The organism is Paraliobacillus quinghaiensis, from assembly GCF_003426025.1.
Lineage (GTDB): Bacteria > Bacillota > Bacilli > Bacillales > Amphibacillaceae > Paraliobacillus_A > Paraliobacillus_A quinghaiensis.
Window position 1 is genome coordinate 26240 of the sequence record NZ_QJSH01000018.1, and the last position, 20791, is coordinate 47030.

Annotated in this window: 19 protein-coding genes and 1 pseudogene; 8 read left to right on the forward strand and 12 right to left on the reverse strand. The window is 34.1% G+C overall.

Going from position 1 to position 20791, the window contains the following annotated elements:
• Positions 1-5 precede the first annotated feature (5 nt).
• Complete coding sequence (locus D2K40_RS11880; RefSeq protein WP_117156220.1) at positions 6-1019, reverse strand: TIGR00341 family protein; 1014 nt, start codon at positions 1017-1019, stop codon at positions 6-8.
• Positions 1020-1102: 83 nt separating this feature from the next.
• The gene (locus D2K40_RS11885) at positions 1103-1846 is read right to left on the reverse strand and encodes an SDR family NAD(P)-dependent oxidoreductase (RefSeq protein WP_117156222.1); all 744 of its coding nucleotides are present in this window, start codon (positions 1844-1846) and stop codon (positions 1103-1105) included.
• 150 nt (positions 1847-1996) lie between these two features.
• Between D2K40_RS11885 and D2K40_RS11890 the strand changes: the two genes are divergently transcribed.
• The 3 genes from D2K40_RS11890 to ahpF all read left to right on the forward strand — a co-directional run bounded on the left by D2K40_RS11890 (position 1997) and on the right by ahpF (position 5347).
• Entirely contained in the window at positions 1997-2944 is a 948-nt protein-coding gene (locus tag D2K40_RS11890) for an alpha/beta hydrolase (protein WP_162879205.1), read from the forward strand.
• 297 nt (positions 2945-3241) lie between these two features.
• A complete protein-coding gene (ahpC, locus tag D2K40_RS11895) occupies positions 3242-3805 on the forward strand; it encodes an alkyl hydroperoxide reductase subunit C (protein WP_117156226.1) in 564 nt (187 codons plus the stop codon).
• A 12-nt stretch (positions 3806-3817) separates the two neighbouring features.
• Positions 3818-5347, forward strand: coding sequence for an alkyl hydroperoxide reductase subunit F (ahpF, locus tag D2K40_RS11900; protein ID WP_117156228.1), 1530 nt, complete (start codon positions 3818-3820; stop codon positions 5345-5347).
• 435 nt (positions 5348-5782) lie between these two features.
• Here the strand turns inward: ahpF and D2K40_RS11905 are convergent, their stop codons facing one another.
• The 3 genes and pseudogenes from D2K40_RS11905 to tnpA all read right to left on the reverse strand — a co-directional run bounded on the left by D2K40_RS11905 (position 5783) and on the right by tnpA (position 7676).
• Complete coding sequence (locus tag D2K40_RS11905; protein ID WP_205417569.1) at positions 5783-7000, reverse strand: transposase; 1218 nt, start codon at positions 6998-7000, stop codon at positions 5783-5785.
• Positions 7001-7116: 116 nt separating this feature from the next.
• Positions 7117-7266 carry a hypothetical protein gene (locus tag D2K40_RS16555; protein ID WP_205417570.1) on the reverse strand — a complete coding sequence of 50 codons (150 nt, stop codon included), beginning with the start codon at positions 7264-7266 and terminating at the stop codon, positions 7117-7119.
• A 16-nt stretch (positions 7267-7282) separates the two neighbouring features.
• A pseudogene (gene tnpA / locus D2K40_RS11910) lies at positions 7283-7676 on the reverse strand (IS200/IS605 family transposase).
• 223 nt (positions 7677-7899) lie between these two features.
• Between tnpA and D2K40_RS11915 the strand changes: the two are divergent.
• Positions 7900-8328, forward strand: coding sequence for a ThuA domain-containing protein (locus tag D2K40_RS11915; RefSeq protein WP_117156230.1), 429 nt, complete (start codon positions 7900-7902; stop codon positions 8326-8328).
• A gap of 378 nt (positions 8329-8706) precedes the next feature.
• On the opposite strand, the gene D2K40_RS11920 is transcribed toward D2K40_RS11915, so the two are convergent.
• The 3 genes from D2K40_RS11920 to D2K40_RS11930 are packed head-to-tail and all read right to left on the reverse strand — an operon-like array spanning position 8707 to position 13392.
• Complete coding sequence (locus tag D2K40_RS11920; protein WP_117156232.1) at positions 8707-9981, reverse strand: glycosyltransferase family 2 protein; 1275 nt, start codon at positions 9979-9981, stop codon at positions 8707-8709.
• Entirely contained in the window at positions 9974-11725 is a 1752-nt protein-coding gene (locus D2K40_RS11925; protein ID WP_117156234.1) for a DUF2334 domain-containing protein, read from the reverse strand. Before D2K40_RS11925 ends, D2K40_RS11920 begins: the two co-directional genes overlap by 8 nt.
• 56 nt (positions 11726-11781) lie before the next feature.
• Entirely contained in the window at positions 11782-13392 is a 1611-nt protein-coding gene (locus tag D2K40_RS11930) for a polysaccharide deacetylase family protein (RefSeq protein ID WP_117156236.1), read from the reverse strand.
• Positions 13393-13723: 331 nt separating this feature from the next.
• Here D2K40_RS11930 and D2K40_RS11935 point away from each other — a divergent pair, with 331 nt between their 5' ends.
• A complete protein-coding gene (locus D2K40_RS11935) occupies positions 13724-14254 on the forward strand; it encodes an RNA polymerase sigma factor (protein WP_117156238.1) in 531 nt (176 codons plus the stop codon).
• Complete coding sequence (locus D2K40_RS16430) at positions 14241-15494, forward strand: hypothetical protein (protein ID WP_162879207.1); 1254 nt, start codon at positions 14241-14243, stop codon at positions 15492-15494. The genes D2K40_RS11935 and D2K40_RS16430 overlap by 14 nt, the downstream gene beginning before the upstream one ends.
• A gap of 54 nt (positions 15495-15548) precedes the next feature.
• Here D2K40_RS16430 and D2K40_RS11945 read toward each other — a convergent pair whose 3' ends face one another.
• From D2K40_RS11945 to htpX, 3 genes are all read right to left on the reverse strand, one after another.
• Positions 15549-16526, reverse strand: coding sequence for a permease prefix domain 1-containing protein (locus D2K40_RS11945; protein ID WP_117156242.1), 978 nt, complete (start codon positions 16524-16526; stop codon positions 15549-15551).
• 1 nt (position 16527) lies between these two features.
• A complete protein-coding gene (locus D2K40_RS11950; RefSeq protein WP_117156244.1) occupies positions 16528-16857 on the reverse strand; it encodes a PadR family transcriptional regulator in 330 nt (109 codons plus the stop codon).
• A 201-nt stretch (positions 16858-17058) separates the two neighbouring features.
• Positions 17059-17973: a protease HtpX gene (gene htpX / locus D2K40_RS11955; protein WP_117156268.1), complete on the reverse strand. Its 915-nt coding sequence runs from the start codon at positions 17971-17973 to the stop codon at positions 17059-17061.
• Between the two features lie 191 nt (positions 17974-18164).
• On the opposite strand from htpX, the gene D2K40_RS11960 reads away from it, so the two are divergent.
• Entirely contained in the window at positions 18165-18542 is a 378-nt protein-coding gene (locus D2K40_RS11960; protein ID WP_117156270.1) for an SET domain-containing protein, read from the forward strand.
• A gap of 95 nt (positions 18543-18637) precedes the next feature.
• On the opposite strand, the gene D2K40_RS11965 is transcribed toward D2K40_RS11960, so the two are convergent.
• Positions 18638-20206: a bifunctional GNAT family N-acetyltransferase/carbon-nitrogen hydrolase family protein gene (locus D2K40_RS11965; protein WP_117156272.1), complete on the reverse strand. Its 1569-nt coding sequence runs from the start codon at positions 20204-20206 to the stop codon at positions 18638-18640.
• Between the two features lie 184 nt (positions 20207-20390).
• On the opposite strand from D2K40_RS11965, the gene D2K40_RS16845 reads away from it, so the two are divergent.
• The gene (locus D2K40_RS16845) at positions 20391-20654 is read left to right on the forward strand and encodes a GGDEF domain-containing protein (protein ID WP_420816045.1); all 264 of its coding nucleotides are present in this window, start codon (positions 20391-20393) and stop codon (positions 20652-20654) included.
• Positions 20655-20791 lie beyond the last annotated feature (137 nt).

A 20791-nucleotide genomic window follows, 5' to 3' on the forward strand; every position in this document is an offset into this window, starting at 1 on the left:
ACAAATCAAAATGTTATGAAATAAATCATTCCTGTCAATATAATGATTACAAAACCTACAAAAAGTAATGCAATGATTCTTGATGTATTAGCAACTTGTATCTCTTTCCAATTAATTGGTTTGATACCACTTACCCAGAACACAACGATGGCTGATAATAAAATAGCATGAATATTAACGAGCAATAATAGAAATGGTGTCACTGCATACACCCACTCACCTGCTCCCATCATCATTCCAAATACAATAGTTGGTGGTAAGAGAGCAACAGAAACCATCACTCCTACTAATGCCTCAGAGACGCGCTTGGCAAAAGATAATGCTCCTGCAGCTCCTGCTGCTAATGCCAAAATAATATCCATCAATTCTATATTTGTTCGTGCTTGAAATTCCCTACTATCTAGGGGTAATTCGAATATAATGCCAAATAGAATCGAGATAACAATCGGAAGTGCTAAACCATATAGTGCTGTGATTACTGAGCGACGCATTAGTTTATAATCACCTAAGACAGCCGCAAAAGAAAGAGAGGTGTAAGGTCCAATCAAGGGTGCAATTACCATTGCTCCAATTACCACTGCTGCACTGTTCTTTACAATTCCAGCTGTTGCAACTATTGCTGATAAAACGAGCATCCAAGTAAAATTGGAATTAATTTGACTAGCAGAATGAACAACATTATATAATTCATGCCTACTCGCTCTCAACACTTCTTCCTTACTTTCCTTTTCTACTTTTTCCTCTTTGCTTTTGTTTTCCTCGTCATCTTCTTCTATACGAGGAACATAGGTTGAAATGTTATACAATAATGCACGCATTTCTTCATCGTATTTGGAATCCATTTCTAAAAAGTTAAGAATATTCTCCGCATGTTTTTTCTGAATCAACAGCTTAAATACTTGTTCTTGATCAGATATTCTTGTATGCCAATGAGAAATAATGGAGAACTCTTCTAGTTTTTCTTGAAAGTGATCTATTTTGTCATTTGGAATGTATACTTCGATTAGCTGTAACTCCATCTATTTTTCCCTCGCTAGTTAAATAAAGTTTCTTCTTATCATATGGAAGTTAGATATTAATATTATAAAATTTAAAATTATACTTAATGTTCATACATCATTTTCCGTGTCATGCCACCATCAATTACTATGTTTTCCCCAGTGATAAAATCATTTAAAGGGTTTGTTAAAAATAAACAAGCTCGAGCAATATCCTCTGGCTTACCAACACGTTTAGATGGATGTTGGGTATGATCTATTTGACGTAACGCTTCATAATTTTCAGTTGCAATCCAGCCAGGACTGATAGCGTTAACTGTTATATTCTCTTCTTGTAATGTTAGTGCAAGAGAATGAGTTAAGGCGTATATTCCTCCTTTACTTGCTGAATAGCTTTCTGTATTTGGTTCAGACATAAACGCTCTTGTTGACGCAAGATTAACAATTGCCCCACCATTACCACGCATGATTTTGGCAGCTTCTTGAGCACAAAGAAATACTCCACGTAAATTAGTATTTATAATATCGTCCCACTCAGTAACTGATAAATCAAAAAATGATTTAAAACGTGAGACACCTGCATTATTTATTAAGATGTCAATTACTCCAAATGTTTCAACAGTCCGTTTCATTAGTTGCTCAATTGAATTAGGATCTCTAACATCAGTCTCTATAAATATCGTTTCTGCTCCTTCTTCTCGAGTCAAGCGTAAAACTTCTTCACCAGCCTTTTTATCAATATCAGCAATGACTACACGTGCACCTTCTTTGGCATAAACCTTTACAATTGCTTGGCCAATTCCATTTGCACCACCTGTTACAATGACTACCTTCTCCGTAAATGTCATCTGTTCTACCTCCATTTATATTTTATCTTAATTTGATCTTATCATTTTTACCTTTTTAGCAATAGTTACGCTGTACGTAATGTCTTGTATAAGATCTTTTAGTAATGTTTATTATATTTATTAGCTAGATCAAAAAAGGAGATGTTTATAATGGAAAAGACTCCTGAAATACAAGACATTCTAGATCAATTATCACGATCGACTAATACTATAGATTTTCATAAACCTAATAAAATAACGAATCAGATACGTGCATACCGTGATTTTTACAATTTTAATCAAGCTGATATTGACCTTCATTTTGGTAAGTTAGCAATTAACAATAAAACTGTACATGTTCAAATTTTCAAACCAAAACATCATCGCGCAACAGTCTTTTTATTACATGGATACTTAAGTCACATTGGCCATTTGAGCCATGTCATTCATGATCTAAATCGACAGCATTTCACTGTAGTAAGTTATGATCTACAAGGTCATGGACTCTCAAGTGGAAAAGCGGCTTCCATTAATACGTTTTATGACTATGTAGCTACAATGGAACAACTGTTAGAGATTATTAAAAAAGAGATGCCAGGCCGGTTATATCTGATCGGACATAGCACAGGAGCCTCCATTATTATTGACTATTGTTTAAGACACCCAGCCGCTTATTTCGATAAAATCATATTAGTTGCACCACTCATCAGGTCCAACCATTGGTATCTATCCAATTTTGCTTTCTATTTGACAAAGCTAGTTCCTTTTATCAAAACTATAAAAAGAAAATTTCGAGAAAACTCTTCTGATAAACGCTTTTTACATGATTTGAAATATGACCCCTTACAGACGACAGAAATACCATTAAATTGGGTAAAAGCATTAATCGCTTGGAATAAAAAAATTAATAACTATGGTTCAACAAAGTTGCCTACCTTTCTCATTCAAGGAAATCAAGACAAGACAGTAGATTGGAAATACAATTTAGATTTGATTCAAGATAAATTTGAAAATCTACAAAGTGTTCAAATTGATAACGGTCGCCATGAGCTATTTAATGAATCAGAACCAATTAGAAAAATAGTTTTTAAAGAAATCCAGGAATTTCTAAATGACTAATATTTCAAGTAACAGAATTGTCTTGAAAATCAAATTCAAAGCTTAATTGAGAATTACATTATTTTATTATACTGTTTTGTATAGATAAATCTATTTCAAACCACATTTTTTTTGTTTATTAAGGTAAATATGGCTTGAACTACACTTTTTAATTTTAAAAACTATATCTCTTGACAAATAATAGATAGTATATAATAATAAATTTATATTTATAATTATTATAGATAAATAGTTAATTAAAATATTTCAGACATACTATTTATCATATAAAACACATACTTAGGAGGAAAATTTATTATGTCATTAATTGGAACTGAAGTACAACCATTCACAGCAAAAGCATACCAAAACGGTGATTTCATCGATGTCACAGAGGAAAATCTGAAAGGTCAGTGGAGTGTTTTTTGTTTTTACCCAGCAGACTTTTCATTTGTTTGCCCTACTGAATTAGAAGACCTTCAGAATGAGTACGAAGCACTAAAAGCACTTGGTGTTGAAGTATACTCTGTTTCTACTGACACTCACTTTGTTCATAAAGGTTGGCACGATAGCTCAGAAAAAATCGGAAAAATTACTTATGCAATGATTGGTGATCCTTCACAAACGATTTCCCGTAATTTTGAGGTTCTAAACGAAGAATCCGGTCTTGCAGATCGTGGTACATTTATCATAGACCCTGATGGTGTTATCCAAACAGTTGAAATTAACGCAGATGGTATTGGACGAGATTCTAGCATTCTTGTTGACAAAGTAAAAGCAGCACAATATGTACGAAACAATCCAGGCGAAGTTTGTCCAGCAAAATGGAAAGAAGGTTCAGAAACGCTAAAACCTAGCCTTGATCTAGTAGGAAAAATATAAGGAGTGCGATGAATGGTACTTGAAGCAGATATTAAAGCACAACTAAATCAATATCTAGAATTAATTGAAAATGATATAGTACTTAAAGTCAGTACAGGTTCAGATGATGTATCAAAAGAAATGCTAGCTCTTGTTGAAGAGTTAGCTTCTATGTCATCTAAGATTTCTTATGAAGAAGCAGAATTAGAACGTACACCTAGCTTTCGTGTGAATAGAGTTGGGGAAGATACTGGTGTAACGTTCGCTGGTATACCACTTGGCCATGAATTTACTTCATTAGTATTAGCTTTATTACAAGTTAGTGGTCGCGCACCAAAAGTGGATCAACATGTTATTGATCAAGTGAAAAATATTCAAGGTGACTATCACTTTGAGTCATTCATTAGTTTAAGTTGTCACAACTGCCCTGATGTTGTCCAAGCATTAAACATGATGAGCATCCTTAACCCTAGAATTAGCCATACAATGATTGACGGCGCAGCATATAAGGAAGAAGTCGAAGCCAAAAACATCATGGCAGTCCCAACTGTTCATCTAAATGGTGAACCATTTAGTAGTGGCAGAATGACATTAGAAGAAATCCTTGCTCAATTAGGTAGTGCTCCTGATGCTTCTGAGTTTGAAGACAAGGATCCGTACGATGTACTTGTTGTCGGAGGTGGCCCTGCAGGTGCGAGCGCAGCAATTTATGCAGCGCGTAAAGGAATCCGTACAGGTATTGTTGCCGAGCGCTTCGGTGGCCAAGTGTTAGATACAATGAGTATTGAAAATTTCATTAGTGTAAAACAGACAGAAGGTCCCAAGCTCGTTGCCAGTCTGGAAGAACATGTAAAGGACTACGGCATAGATGTGATGAACCTACAACGTGCTAGTAGTTTAGAGAAAAAAGACCTTTTTGAATTAGAACTAGAAAATGGTGCAGTTCTAAAGAGTAAAAGTGTAATTATTTCAACAGGTGCTCGTTGGCGTAATGTAAATGTACCTGGTGAACAAGAGTTAAAAAACAAAGGCGTTGCATACTGCCCTCATTGTGATGGTCCATTATTTGAAGGTAGAGACGTTGCAGTTATCGGTGGCGGTAATTCCGGTATTGAGGCAGCAATTGATCTAGCTGGTATTGTAAAACACGTAACCGTTCTTGAATTCTTGCCAGAGTTAAAAGCGGACAAAGTACTACAAGACCGTCTAAACAGCCTTCCGAATGTAACTGTTTTGAAAAACGTTCAAACGAAAGAGATAACAGGTACTGATAATGTAAATGGTATTACTTACGTAGAACGTGATACAGAAGAAGAAAAGCATATTGAGTTACAAGGTGTCTTTGTCCAAATCGGACTTGTACCTAACACTGAATGGCTTCATGATACGGTAGAGCGTACTCGTATCGGTGAGATTGTTGTTGATAAAAAAGGATCTACTAATATTCCTGGATTATTTGCAGCTGGAGACTGTACGGACAGCCCGTATAACCAAATCATTATCTCTATGGGATCAGGTGCAAATGCATCACTAGGTGCATTTGATTATCTCATTCGTAATTAAATTTATAATAGAAGAGCTGCCTTGCTAACTGATGCAAGGTAGCTTTTTTCGTTCACGAAGCATGTGTATATCTTTTGAATATCACTTCCCTTAAAGTATGTTTTTAAAAATGATACGATAGAAAAAAGGAGAAGTGATGATTATGAAAATTGCATTTATCTCAGATATTCATGGAAATGCAAACGCATTAGAAGCACTGATAACTCCCACAGCTAAAGCAATGGGGTTCTAAGGTACTTGCAGGCTTCTCAATGGTGTCTTATCTTTCCTTTCAGAAAGACTTTTCACCAAAGTACTGACTTGCTTTCTCCTAAAACATTAACGGACGTATTGCGTATAGCAATGCACCTCTCTCAACAAGCCTTAAAGACTCTTGATATGCTTTTCGTTCCGACTTCTATTGGACGTTATCATGACCAATCAGGTTTATAATTATTATGCGACAAACCATCGCAATGTTTTACTTTGTGCGTTTTTTAAATAGTTCACTTCAATGTTATGCAGTTTTACAAATTCATCCCATTTTGTGTTGCATAAATCCACATCTACAGCATTAAGTGTTTTAGTTGTATTGCATATTAAAAAGGCACTATATAAATCACGTTGGATGCGAACATCTCCAAACACATTCCAACGCTCTGAAAGTTGTTTTTTACTATATTCTCTTGTTATGTGGTTGAATTTACTAGCTTTTGTGGCATACGTATCTATTTTCTTTAAAGATCGATTTTGATACCCCAGTTTTCGATCAATTATTGTTAACAACATAGCAGGAGCTCGTTTAGCTATTGATTTGCCAAATCTTTTCTTACAATTGATTTTGCCATTTTTCTTATTACGTGTAGGATTTTTTGCTCGTTTTTGCAGCGATTGAAACCGCATGGTTTCAACACGAACATCAGAACCAAAGGAAAGAATTACATTAGCTAATTTCTCATGTGACATTTTGCGTTGAACGGTGATTTTGCGATAAATTTCTTTTCTTTTTTCTCGTAGTTCTTCGTATTTTTTAGAGTATACCCAATTTAGTTTACCTTTTTTAATTGTTCCATTCTCATTAAAATTGTTTGGATTCATACTTCTCTTAGACCTATCCATTTTCCGTTGGATCCGCCTTAATTCTTTTTCACTATATATACAATTTGGTGCAAGTTCTTGAAGTTTGACTTGATCTTCACTACATATGGCAATAGTGGACGTGCCAATATCTAATCCGACACGTTTTTTTTCATCATTAGAAATCTTACGATTTTTTTTCGGAGGTGGATAACCTTCTTGAATAAGTTGGACAAAGTATCGCACTTTCCCACCAACTTCACGTTTTAATATACAAACATACTTCGTTTTATCCATTAAAGCTAAGTCTGCGTATTCATCGTTAGGTTTCGGTGAAATAGGCATCAAAAGCCAGTTTTTAGGTTTAGGATTTTTCTTTGTTGGTTTGTCTCCCCAAAGGATAGCACCTTCTGAATACCTCAATCCAGTCTTATTCGATTTATTTTCAACTGAAATGTTATCCGTCATTTTTTTAAAAAGAACCTTTTTTGATTTACCGAAATGAAGTTTTTCAACAGTTTGAAAGCTCCTAGTTGCAAGTTTTTGTGCTTCAAAACTCCCGATATGTTCTTTGAACTTTTTTTGAACAGACTTCACAAAGTTATGCGTTCCATATTCAGAGAAGCCATAATTTTCTCGAATATCTGAGAGTTTTTTATCACGATCTTTGGATTTTGGTTGTTTAAGGAGTTTGTGATATGCTTTATCGGATTTTACTGCTTGATGTCATTTAAAACTTCACCTAGGCAAGAATTATAGACCATTCGTGCCATCTTGAATTTCTTTTCTAGCCGATGTTGTTGCCAAACCGGTATATGTAGAGGAAACTCAATCGTATAAGTTGGTTCTATTTTTCTTGCCATAGGTTTCTGCTCCTTTCTAATTTCTTTTCTTTTGATTTTCAACGTATTGTTTTATCGTTTCACTTGAGACATTTCCAGCAGTGGAAACAAAATAAGAACGCGTCCAAAGACTCTGTAAATGTTTAAGGTGAGGAAATTCTTCCCTTAATTTTTTAGAAGTATATCGCTTAATTTTCGCCATAATGTCTGAAGGGCTAAGTTTGGGTAGTGCGTTAAGAAACATATGGGTATGGTCCTTACTCGATAGCAACAACTTGTAGGTCTATATCTTCACATACTTCTTGTACTAATTCTTTAAAACGTTTTTCTACATCTGACCGAAGAAAAATTTTTCTTCTATAACGAGGACAGAATACGAAATGATAGTTTAATAATGAAACGGTTGTATTGGTTCTTCTATGTTCATTCATGTATATAATTTTATCAATTTAAACAATAAGCTACAACAAATAACACAAATAATAGCAAATTATTTAAATACTAGAAGATAAACCTTTTAATAGTTAGTGGCATTTCGTATTTGACCTCACTATCATCCCATGCTAAAGGCGCTGGGCTTTCTCGTTCGGAAAATCTGTAATTCTAGCTTCTGAAAACCGTTTAAATCCTGAATCCGAAAATGTTGATACATGGATGACGGATGGGATAAGTGAACAGATCACTGGATATGTTTCAAATGGTGGCTCTTGGTTAGCATGGCCTTCTGGAATGGCTTCCTATGATAATTCCCCACTATATTTAAACATGTTGAAGGGATCTTTTAATCACCATCCAGAACAGAACCAAGTAACGTATAAGCTAGTCGATGAAGAAATAGTCACATTAGAAGATCCAATTTTCACATTTGAAGATGAACATTATTTTGTGACTTGTGAGACAAAAGAAACAACAATATTTTTGGAATCAACTTCAGATGAGGGAAAATCGATAGCTGGTTGGTATCATACATTTGAAGATGGAAAGGTGTTATGCTCCGCTCCAGCACACAACGAAACAGGTTTAACACACCAAAGTACATTACAGTTATTAACACAATCGATTACATGGTTATTGGAAAAGTAATGGCTGAAATATAAGACAAAAAATAAGCACATATTAATGAACGTTAATATGCGCTTATTTTATTTCACTTTTTTCTTAAAGATTATTACTTATGACACAATTTATATAAACTGCGTCGTAACGTATCCGCTACTCAAGTGAAATGGTCTCGCTTTCCACGGGCAGGGCTTTATGATGGGGCGAGTAATCGCAGTCCCACAAGTCGAAGATCCACTCGGAGGTGCTTTTTCTCCGAGTTAGCTGAGACTGAGCCCACGGAAAGGGAATCCATTTACTGACGTAGCGGGTTAGTAACTCACATTACTAACTATTGCACTTTTTATATCAAGTCCGCATATTTAAATCACGTTAGTAACAGAATCAGTGAATCAACTAAGATTATGCTGTTTTATCTTCATCTTCACCACTTTCAAACCGTTTCGTTTTGTACCATTTTACCTCTTGTCTTAAAACCATTCGCTTCACTTCTAGAAATACTGCATTCACCACCAAAAGTAACCATAGTTGAGAATAACTAAAATACATAAATAAGACGATCCAGACGTTTTTTAATGTTAATTGATTTTTTTCTAGACTTAATGCTAGCAGTTCTTCTGTGACAAATAATAAAAAACCAATTACAATTAGCGCAATTGAGACCGGCCCAATAGTTAAATCTAAATCTATAAAGAGATTAAGAATTAAAATAAAATGTGAAGTTATTACACCAGCAAAAAATAAGAAATAGGTGAAAAAAAAGTAACCTAGATCAATACCAACTTTTTTATTTTTTAATTTAAAAAAAGTAACTAGAAACTTACTAATCACATAAATATTGCCACGAGCCCACCTTAATCGCTGATTCCACCACACTCGAAACGTTTCTGGTTCTTGTTCCCAAGTCACAGCAGATGGAAAAAAGCGAATATAATAGCCGAGATTATATACTCGAAAGCTTAACTCCGTATCTTCAGATAATGCTTTTTCGTCCCAACCACCTAACTCTTCAAGGATTGATCTTCTTATTGCAAAATTTGTACCAGGGATTGTTGTCATCTTAAACCAAAACCATCTTCCTGCTTGAGCTAGCCATTGAAATGTTAATGTTTCAATGTTAATCAGTCTAGTTAGTAAATTTCTATTTGCATTTATCACACGGAACTTACCAACAATTGCGCCCGCTTTTTGATCATTTTGCAAACCTAACGTTAAGTAATAAACAGCATCAGGTTCTGGAGCATTATCCGCATCATAAACACAAATAACCTCTCCTGTTGAATGGGCCAATCCAATATTAAGTGCTCCTGACTTTCCCTTTCCACCATTGGGTGGCTTTGTATGAATTACTTTTATAAAAGAGAACTTTCTAGCGTATGACTCTGCAATTTCCCCGGTTTGATCATTAGAATTATCATTAATCACAATCACTTCCAACAGGTAATTTGGGTATGTTAAGTTACTCATCGCTTCCAACGTCTTTGCTATCACAACTGCTTCATTATGCGCTGGAATTAGAATACTTACTGTTGGATAAGGAATCTTATTCTGTTGCCAGTCATTCTCTAGTTTTCGATTTGCTAGTGATAGCAAATACCCACCTTGCATTAAAACCATATGATAAAGCAACATCAGCCAGATCAAAAATAAGGAGAAATAGACCATAGTATTAGCCAATACGCCCACCCCTCCGGTATTTTCTATATCTTCTATTTTTATTCCTAGAGAAAAAGATATAATTTATGAATACAATAACCGCTAATGATCCAGATCCAACCATTATCCAGGTCAGGTTTTTAACGACTTTTTTCAAATGATAAAGCGGATAATTAAATGATGAGGTGTAAAGACCGACACGATCAACTGAAACATGTACTTCTCCCGCTTCAGTTGTTATGTCAACGTAACCGGTCTTAACTTTATTCTTCATCTGTTTCAGATCTATCCATTCTACCCCGTCAATCTTCTCTAACGAATCAAGCAATGTTATAAAACCTTCAACTCCTAAATAGGGATGATAAAAACCAGCAACCATGCCATCTCGTACTACCGTGTACTTGTTTGCCTCTCTTAGCATTTTTTCAACTGCTAACGGACTATTTTCCACATAACCAATTGTTTCGGGAAGCAATATCATTCCGTTTAAAAAGCTTGGATTAGTAATAAACGGTGCGATCGTCATGATCTCCCAGTCCTGATCACTTATTTGAACTTGACCAACATAAGTTGAAAAGAATTCAGAAGTAACAGCATATCCATGCTGTGACATTGTATAATGTGGCGCTTCAAATGCAAGAGGGTATAATCCGTAATTTACTAGTTCATTAATGCCACGTGTTAACTTTTTAGTAATATATAATTTCTCAAATTCTTGTTGCTTTTTTATATATTGATTAAACGCTTTGGGAGAATCAAAATCACTTACCGATTTTTTTACAACTTTCTCATTGGCCTCATGATAAATCGGCATATTATTTTCAACATCCCAAAATTCAAATCCTTCCCCTGTTTCACTATCTCGAAATTGATGCGTGTAGCCATGTAGAACAATACTGCCTCCATTGTCTTGCATATATTTCAACGCTTCTAATAAATCAGGCGAATCTGATAAATGGTATTCTTCTTGTGTTTCTGGGTGAATATATACAGGAATGACCGCTATCATATAAGGAATGTTTCGATCTTTTAACACTTTTGCAATCGCTACAACTTTTTCTGCTTCTACCAATGGGTGTACATCTTCTAATCGAATATAACCTGGATGGGTTTCTTGGTGCTCGATATTAAAAACTTCATGTAATACTTCTGCTAAATATGGAGATAGCGGTGGACCAATGGTTGATGTTGCAAAATAATAGGCACTGTCTTTCCTAACCATTAATGGGTATTGATTCCCTTCGCCATCTAAGGCTATTAACAACAGCTCAGATTCATTACTAATTAACACATTTTTAACCTGATGAGGTAAGATACTCGTAACCTTATCTTCTGTACCAGCTAAAGTAATTGCAGTGAAATTTTCATAAGATACTTGGGTAATAAATGAAAAGCGATCTCCTAGTTGTTCAATGTTTTCTCCTAATGCAACAAATGTTCCACCAAATGTTCTGATTACATCCTGAAATGTTTGCGGAATATGCTCTGATTGATAGCCATAGTAAAAAATATGTGTAACATCTTTTAAATCAGCTCTGGCTACATCTGCTATAGGCTTAAATGTAAGATCTGAAGTGAAATGACTTATCAGGATATCAAGCATTCTATTGTTTTGCTCATCTACTTCACCATTTTCAGGATGATAAACAACTAACACACTTGGATTATTTTCATCGCTTTTAACAGCGTTTACTAGTGGTAAAGAAAGATGAAAACTTGCAAATACAAACACTATTAATATGCACATTTTGATTGCCAGATTCATTCTCCCTCACCCCCACCCACTTATTCTTATTTAATTAACCTAAGCCATGGCGAACGTTACGTTCGTAATTTTCTAAAAATAACTAAGGATAGTAATACCATCACCACTACTGCGCCTGCACCAATCAAAACCCAATTTAAATGATTTTTAATCAATATATTCCAGCTCACTTTTGATTCTGATTCTAAATCTGATTGATCATCAATAATTCTATCTATATCTATTACTCCATCGTTTGTGCTAATTTGAAATACATCTGTTTGAACACTATTATCTAGTTCTTTTAAATCAATCCACTCTATTTTTGGAATTGATTCTATTTCATCGACTAACTTCACAAGATCATCTACTCCTAAAAAAGGATGATAGAAACCACTGATTATACCATCTCGAACAACCGCTGCATGCTGCATGCTTTTTATCATCTCTTCGAAAGAAACAGGGTCGTTATAACGCACATATCGAATTGTCTCCGGAAGAAGCATCATACCGTCCAGAAAAGTAGGATACGTAATATAAGGTGACTCTGTCATCACTTGCCAATCATCATCTGTTAATTGGACTTGCCCGACATAAGTGGAGAAATAGTCTGCCACCACCTTATAGCCATTTTGAGATAAGGCATAGTGTGGTGCTTCAAATGCTAATGGATACAAATCACTATCAACTAATCTATGAATTCCTTTCTTTAATTTTTCATCAATATAAACTGTTTCTTGTTTAATATTTTGATAGATAGGCATATTCTTTTCTTCATCCCAAAATTCAAATCCACTTCCCGTTTTCCCCATATTCGATTGATCCGTGTAACTATGCAAAATGATACTGGCACCATGCTCTTGCATATATGTTAAAGTTTGTACTAATTCATCATTTTCATATAAATGAAACTCTTCTCCAGTACTTGGATTTACATAAACGGGTGTAACTGCAACCATATATGGTATATTTCTTTTTTCTAAAAAAAGCGCAATTTGCATAAGATTATCCGCATTCACCCTCGGATGGATATCTTCTAAGCGTATATAAGCTTGATTGAAATCATTATGTGCTACTTCAAACACATCATGGAGAGCATCTGCAAACAAATTAATATAAGGTGGATATAAGTTGTTAGATGCATAATAATAAGTATTATCTTGTTTCATTAGTAATGGATATACTTGTTCATTTTGCTTAGCTGAGAGTATTACTTCAAATTTCTCTTTATCATCTGCTGTAATATTAATTACTGGGTAGCCATCTCCAATTATAGAATCTTCTTTATCATCTGTTCGAAATACTTCAAAGCCTGTGACTGTGCCTTCTACTTTTATTCCTGGCAATCGACTTGATACCTGTTCTATATTATGACCAATTGCAACAAAAGTTCCTGAATATATCTGAAGTAATTGTACTAACGAATCAGATAACTTTTCTTCCAGTTGACCATAATAGAATAAATGCGTTACTTTACTAAAATCCGATGAATCTACTTCCGTACTGTTAACAAAACTTATTGAAGAAGTGAAATGACTAATAAACATATCCAATAATCGTTCATTTTCACTTATTTCTTTATTTTCAGATGAAGATACGATTAGTACATTTATATCGCCTTTTTTCAGCTCATCTGCTTGTATATAGGAAGGAAGAAATATAAATCCAAAGCAAGATAATAAGATCAATAGCCAGGAAAAGTTGTTTACACTAGCCTTTTTGATGACCTTCGCCTCCCTGTAGTTTTATTTCTAATCTGTTACTTATTTCCTATCTAACATAAATATTATATTCATTTAGCGATTGTTCTGTGTTCTTCTTCTAATCAAGCTACTTGCTGTTTAATGGCAACTTTCTAAACCAGAATGTCTTACTTTATTTTTATGCAGGTAAAGTATAAAATGTGTTACTTTATTTTTATTCGGGTAAGGTTTAATAAGTAATTTTTTATTATGAATACTGTAATAAACAATAATTTCACACGTCTAATTAGAGAGCATGCAAATGGAGGACTAGAACATGACTAACACGAATAAGGTTATTTCCGACTGGTTTTATCAATACAGCAACGATGTATATAATTTTTTAGTCTATTACACTGGCTCAACGGATGTAGAAGATCTAGTACAAGATGTTTTCATTAAAGCAGGAAAAGGATTAAAATCTTACAAAAAACAATCTAGTCCGAAAACGTGGATCCTCAGCATTGCCCGAAATGTTGCTATTGATGAAGCTCGTAAAAAAGAAAATAAGGTTAGTAAGAATAAGAAAGAGTTCGATGAACAATTTTGGATAGACAATAAGCAGTACACTTCACCCGAAAAAATAATACTTCAAAATGAAAGACATCAAGAGCTATATAAAGCTATTCAGCAATTAAAAACGAACTATCGTGATGTCGTTATCTTAAGAGGTATTAAAGAACTATCGGTTAAAGAAACTGCAGAGATTTTAAATTGGAAAGCAGCAAAAGTAAGAACCAACTATCATCGGGCACTTAAAAGACTTGGGCAAATGCAGGGTGGGGGAATTTTTAATGAAGATCAATGAGCATGAGAAAGATCATGTGGAACAGAAACTTAGGGAATTTCCAACTCATAACTTGAGTCATTCTAGTCAAGAAAGCATGCATCAAAACGTCATTCGGACACTTAAAAACAATGAAAAAAATGAAAGGAGAGGAACGATCATGAAAAAAATGATAGCTGGAATTGCAACTGTAGCAGCAATAACTTTGCTTATGTTTTTGGTTATGCCAACATTTTTAGATGATGATGAGAATACTGGAGATAATACCACTTCAGAAAATGAGCAACAAGAGGAACAAGATAACCAGGATAATCAAGAAGAGCAAAACGATGAGCAACAAAATGAAGATGATCAGAATAAACAATTCACAAAAGAAACTGCACAAAATGTCATGCAAAATTATAAACAAAATTTCACAACGTTAATTGATTCAGCCGAGCAAGATGGTTTACTACCTTCATTTGAGTCTCAGAGTGAAGTGCATGACCATTTTACAGAAGTCATGTCAGATGACTTAGCATCATGGATGGTTGAGTCATATATCAATGAAGAAGATGATGGTGTTTATCTGATAGCAAAAGATGGTCCAACGTGGTTAGCTGAAGACACTGATTTCTCAATTGAAGAAGTAACAGATGAACATTACAAAATCATCCAAGAACGCAACAGTGAAATGCTTGGTCATAGAGAAATGATTTATCATGCTAAGTGGCAAGAAGATAAATGGATTGTTGACAGTATTGATTCGAAAAAATTAGAGGAACAGGTTTCAATTGAACAAAAATCACAAGAAATCATTCGAGGACTTCATGATAGACAGATGGAATATGTAGCTAATTATGTGCACGAGCAAAAAGGCTTACTATTTTCTCCTTATGTACATGTAGAGGAAGATGCAGTTACTTTTGAACAAGATGAAGTAGCTAGTCTTTTAGATGATAAAACCACTTATCTATGGGGAAATTATGATGGAAGTGGTGATCCAATAGAACTTACTCCAAGTGGTTATTTTGAAGAGTTTCTAAACGTAGAGCCGTTTCTTAGTCCAGATGAGGTTCTAGTTGATGAATATAAACAGCGTGGCAATACAACAAATAACATTGAAGAGGAGTTTCCTGAAGCGACTGTAGTTGAATTTTATAAAAGTGGTTCAGGCGAGAATGAAGAAATGAATTGGTCAAGTATTAACCTTGTTTTTGAACAAAATGAAAATGGTATTTGGAAATTAGTTGCACTTGTCTCAGATCAATGGACAATTTAGTCACCAAAAAAAGCCGGTGTTTAGAGTATTACTCTGATCACCGGCTTTTTGACTTTATTTCTCATCCTTTTTAAGAATACTGTATACACCACTGAACATAGCAAACACTAAACCTGTAATCGGGAAGATAATCCAATTAATATGCCATTGATGGTAAATTAAACCACTAATTAAAAAAATACAAACAGCAAGTGGCCAAACAATAGATGCAACCGCTCCAATTACCTTATCTTCCTTTTTTCTAGCTTTAGACGAATGAGCATATTCATCTATTTTTAATAATTTTTTGTACGTTTCATTAATTTTACCAAAATACACAAAAATATATACTGCAATAGCAACCATTCCTAGAAGGACAATAACACCATAATTTGATGCATTTTCGTTTATAGCTTCTGTTGTTATAAGTATGATTGGAGACAAAATACATAACATTACACCAACTATGATAGACCGGGTATAAGTGCGACGAAAAGAATCATTAGCATTTTTAATAGTCGCTCGCTGGGCTGTTGAAAGTTCAAAGCCCTGATCCATATAGTTAAATCTATCCATCATCGTTCCAGCATAGATAAACATTCCTACTGCAATTGCAACTAAAATAAATAATGGAATTAGTCCAATCATATCACCTACGGATTCTGACAAGCCATTTATCACACCACCTTCTACTAACTGTGTCATGAGTATCAATAAGGCTGCTCCAGAAATACACAAACCAACACCTATGCCAATTAAATTACCTGATTTCTTACTGGTTTCAATATAATCATTTACTTCCTTTTCATCAAGTGTTTGTAATGATGATTCTTTTGCCTCCAAATCAATATTGAATTCATTAATTAGTTCTTCCAAACTACCAAACTCGGAAATAACAATTCCTATTGCTTCATTTTCAGATTTACCTTCATTTTTTAGTTCGTTATATTTATCCTCCATATTTACGAGCATTTCTTCTTTTAACTTTTGTATTTGTTCTGTTTTCGGAAGACTTGCAAACATATTATCCAAATAATTAATAATTGTATTCAACTCAGTTTACCTCCTTGATAAATTGATTTATTACTTCTTTTGTTAACTCCCATTCCTTACATTTTTCCTTATAGTAATTAACCCCTGCTTGCGTAATCCTGTAATACGTACGCCGTTTCCCAAACGTCTCGTTTTTATAAAAAGACTCTATATATCCTTTCTTCTCTAAACGGCTAAAAGCAGAATAAAGTGTTGTTTCTTTTATCGTATACTTTTCATCTGAAAGTTCTTTAATTTTTTTTGAGATCTCATAACCATATGAATCACTTTCTAGAAGTACGAAAAGTATAATTGTATCATTGTAGCCACGTATTACATCACTGCTAATCAAATATATTCTCCTTTCATACATCTTTATGAATCTAAATATTTTTTAATGATTTATGGAATGTATTAATAAGTTTTTTACTTTATCTGTCGTAGTAATTTAACTGTACCACAATTACTACGACAGGTAAAGTAGTTATTGTACTTTTTTTCCATAAGAAAAAGCCTTAAAGTAATATAAATTACTTCAAGGCTTACGTTATTATTATCGTTTTTCTAAACGGGCAATTCTTTCGTCTAAATCAGGGTGAGAGGAGAAAAGTTTCGTAAGCCCACTCTTACCATTAATTTTCATTGTTTGAATTGCTGAATCATCTGTGCGATCATTTACTTTCGCTTGAGCCACATATGTTTTTAATGAGCGGAGTGCATGTGCCATTTTATCACGCCCAGCTAAATCTCCACCACCACGGTCAGCATGGAATTCTCTATGACGTGAATACGCACTAACAACCATACTTCCTAATATTGAGAATAAAATCTGGAAAACAATTATTGATACAAACCGAACGATCATTTGCATATCTGAATTCACTAGACGTGAAACAATTGTAGCAACTATTCTAGATAAAAAGACTACAAACGTGTTAATTACACCTTGTAATAATGTCATTGTTACCATATCACCATTTGAAACATGTGCTATTTCATGCGCTATTACACCTTCAACTGCATCATCATCTAATGCATTTAAAAGCCCAGTTGAAACTGCAACAAGTGACCGTTTCTTCGAAGGTCCTGTCGCAAATGCATTAACTTCAGCAGACTGATAAATACCAACCTCAGGCATATGAGTTAAACCAGCAGCACGTGATAAACGGTGTACCTTTTCCACTACTGCACGCTCATGTGCAGCCATTTGTTTACTCGGGTCAATAACCTTCACTTTCATCATTTTTTTAGCAGTCCAGCGTGAAATTGCTAGGGAGATGAATGCTCCTGTAAAACCAATGACAATACTGAAGATCATTAATGTTCCATAGTCAATTCCTAGACCAGGACCATTATTCAGATAAGAACTATCTATACCTGTAAATGTTGTAATTAGTGACCAGACAATTACTATTGTTGTCATAACTAAAATATTAGTTATAAGAAAATATAATATGCGTTTACCCATTTCTTTTCCCCCATTACTATAATGATACTTGTTTTGTTTATTATAACAGAGAATGGATGATTAAGCCTACTTCACACTTTTTAACAAGTTTAGGTTTTACTTTTAAAGTTTCTAAGTTTAACCATTTGCTTTCTACTATATCAACTGGCAAGATAGGAGTATAATATTAAAGAATCGAAGGTGACTGACACATGATTGAAATAAAGACATCTACATTGAGTGACGGTGAATTTAATAGAGGCGTATTTGCCACACGTGATATTAAAAAAGGAGAAATAATTCATATTGCTCCAGTAATTCCTTATCCAAATAAGGAGCATGATTTTATTGAACAAACCGTACTTGATGATTACGTTTTTGAATATGGAAAGAATCACACTGCAGTCGTCTTGGGATATGGCATGTTATTTAATCATTCATATACGCCGAATGCCGATTATGATATTAACTTTTCGAACCATACATTTGAATTTTTTGCACATACAGATATAAAAGCCGGAGAAGAAGCACTAATTAATTATAACGGTGACGTTACTAACAATGATCCATTGTGGTTTAATATGGATTAGCATCATCTTAGAGAACAATATAAATGAATACGACAACACTTTTAACCGTATCCCATTCAACTAGGATACGGTTATATACCTTTTGTGATAATTTATTATTTTAACGGTTTCACTTCCGTATCAATATTTTTATAATTAATTTCAAATAGATCTTTTCTTCTATCTCTTAGTTGACAAACAGTCCCAGACTTACGTTGCCTTCGCAAAATTTCTAGGTCCACATCACCAACAACTACTGTTTCAATATTCGGATGACACTCACCAATAATTCCATCACGTGCAAATTCAAAATCTGATGGAGTGAAGATTCCAGATTGCGCATATTGAATATCCATATTCTCAACGTGCGTTAAGTTTCCAACTGTGCCTGCAATAACAGTATAAACTTGATTTTCAACAGCACGAGCTTGTGCACAATAACGAACTCGCAAGTATCCTTGCCGATCATCTGTACAGAATGGCACAAAAATAATATTTGCTCCTTGATCTACAGCATATCGGGATAATTCTGGAAATTGAATATCATAACAGATTTGAATCGCTATCTTTCCACAATCAGTATCAAATACCTTTACTACATCTCCAGGCTGAATTCCCCACCACTTTTTTTCATTCGGAGTCACATGAATTTTATACTGTTTTTCAATCGTTCCATCTCGTCGGAATAAATAAGCTATATTATAAATATGATCGTCTTCTTCGACAAAGTGAGTGCCTCCAACAATATTCACATTATATTTTACAGCTAAATTGGTGAAAAGTTCAATGTAATCTTCCGTATATCCAGCTAGTTTTCTCACTGATTTTGATGGTACTTTTTCTTCTAAAAATGACATGAGTTGTGTTGTGAATATTTCTGGAAACACTGCAAAATCTGATCCAAAGTCATAAGCCACATCCACATAATATTCTACTTGTTTAGCAAATTCCTCAAAAGACTCTATACTCTTCATCATGTATTGAATAACAGTAATACGAACAGGATAAGCCGTTTTAAAGTGCCGTTTTGTTTTTGCATGATAATCAACATTATTCCATTCCATTAATGTAGCATATTTTGCTGATTGTTTATCGTCAGGTAAATAACCTGGATTAATTCGCATAACAGTGAAGCCATTCATAATTTGAAATGTTAGTACAGGATCGTGGATTTTTTTGCTTATAACTTCTTCCACATACTCTCTGGGCGTTAATTCATTTTCATATTTATGGTAATTAGGAATTCTTCCCCCTATGATAATACTTTTAAGATTCAACTCGCGTGCTAGTTCTTTTCGAGCTTCATACAACCTTTTCCCAATTTTCATACCTCTAAATGCAGGATCAACCATCACTTCGATTCCATAAAGATTATAGCCTTCTGGATCGTGGTTTGTGATATATCCTTCATCTGTAATATCGTCCCATGTATGTTTATCATCATATTCATCAAAATTAATAATCAAACTGGAACAACTGCCTATTATCTTCCCATCATATTCGACACATATCTGCCCTTCTGGAAATGTATTAACATGACTTTCAAGATGTTCTATTTTCCAAGGATCCATATTAGGAAAACAAGCTGTTTGCATGTTAATAATTTGGTCAAAATCGTCTCTTCTTATATTTCTTACCTCTAGTTTTTTTTCAAAATTAGATAAATCCAATTTTCCCTTGGACATTATACATCTGTCCTTTCTTTTTATCCTAGCATTTAATTACCTTACGCGCTCACGCTTAAAAAATAATTATTTAATTATTATATCATTTTTAAATTTCTAATTGTAAAGAACATTAGTTCTTAACTTAATTTTTGAATTGTGACAAATATCGACCAATACAGTCATATTCACCTTTGCACTTAAAATAAGTGGTGAAGAGTTTACGATATTAATATCTGATTGCCATCATGATCATGTGTTACAAATAGCAGAAAATATCAGAAAAAATGTGGAACAACATAATTTCCTGATAAATAAAGGCACGAAAAAAATTAATATCACAGTTTCTATAGGTGCAACAACTTTTCACACAACAACTCGTAAAATAGATGATTTATATCGGAATGCTGATGCAGCTCTCTACAAAGCCAAAATTAGCCGAAATAGAGTTTGTTCCTATTCAGAATAGCAAATATAACCAATATAAATGGAGTTGATTATAATACGATCAGCTCCATTAAATTCACAGATAAATAATACTACTTCCATCATGTTGAGTAATTATGTACAATAAATATAAACGCTTACATTAAATTACATGGAGGA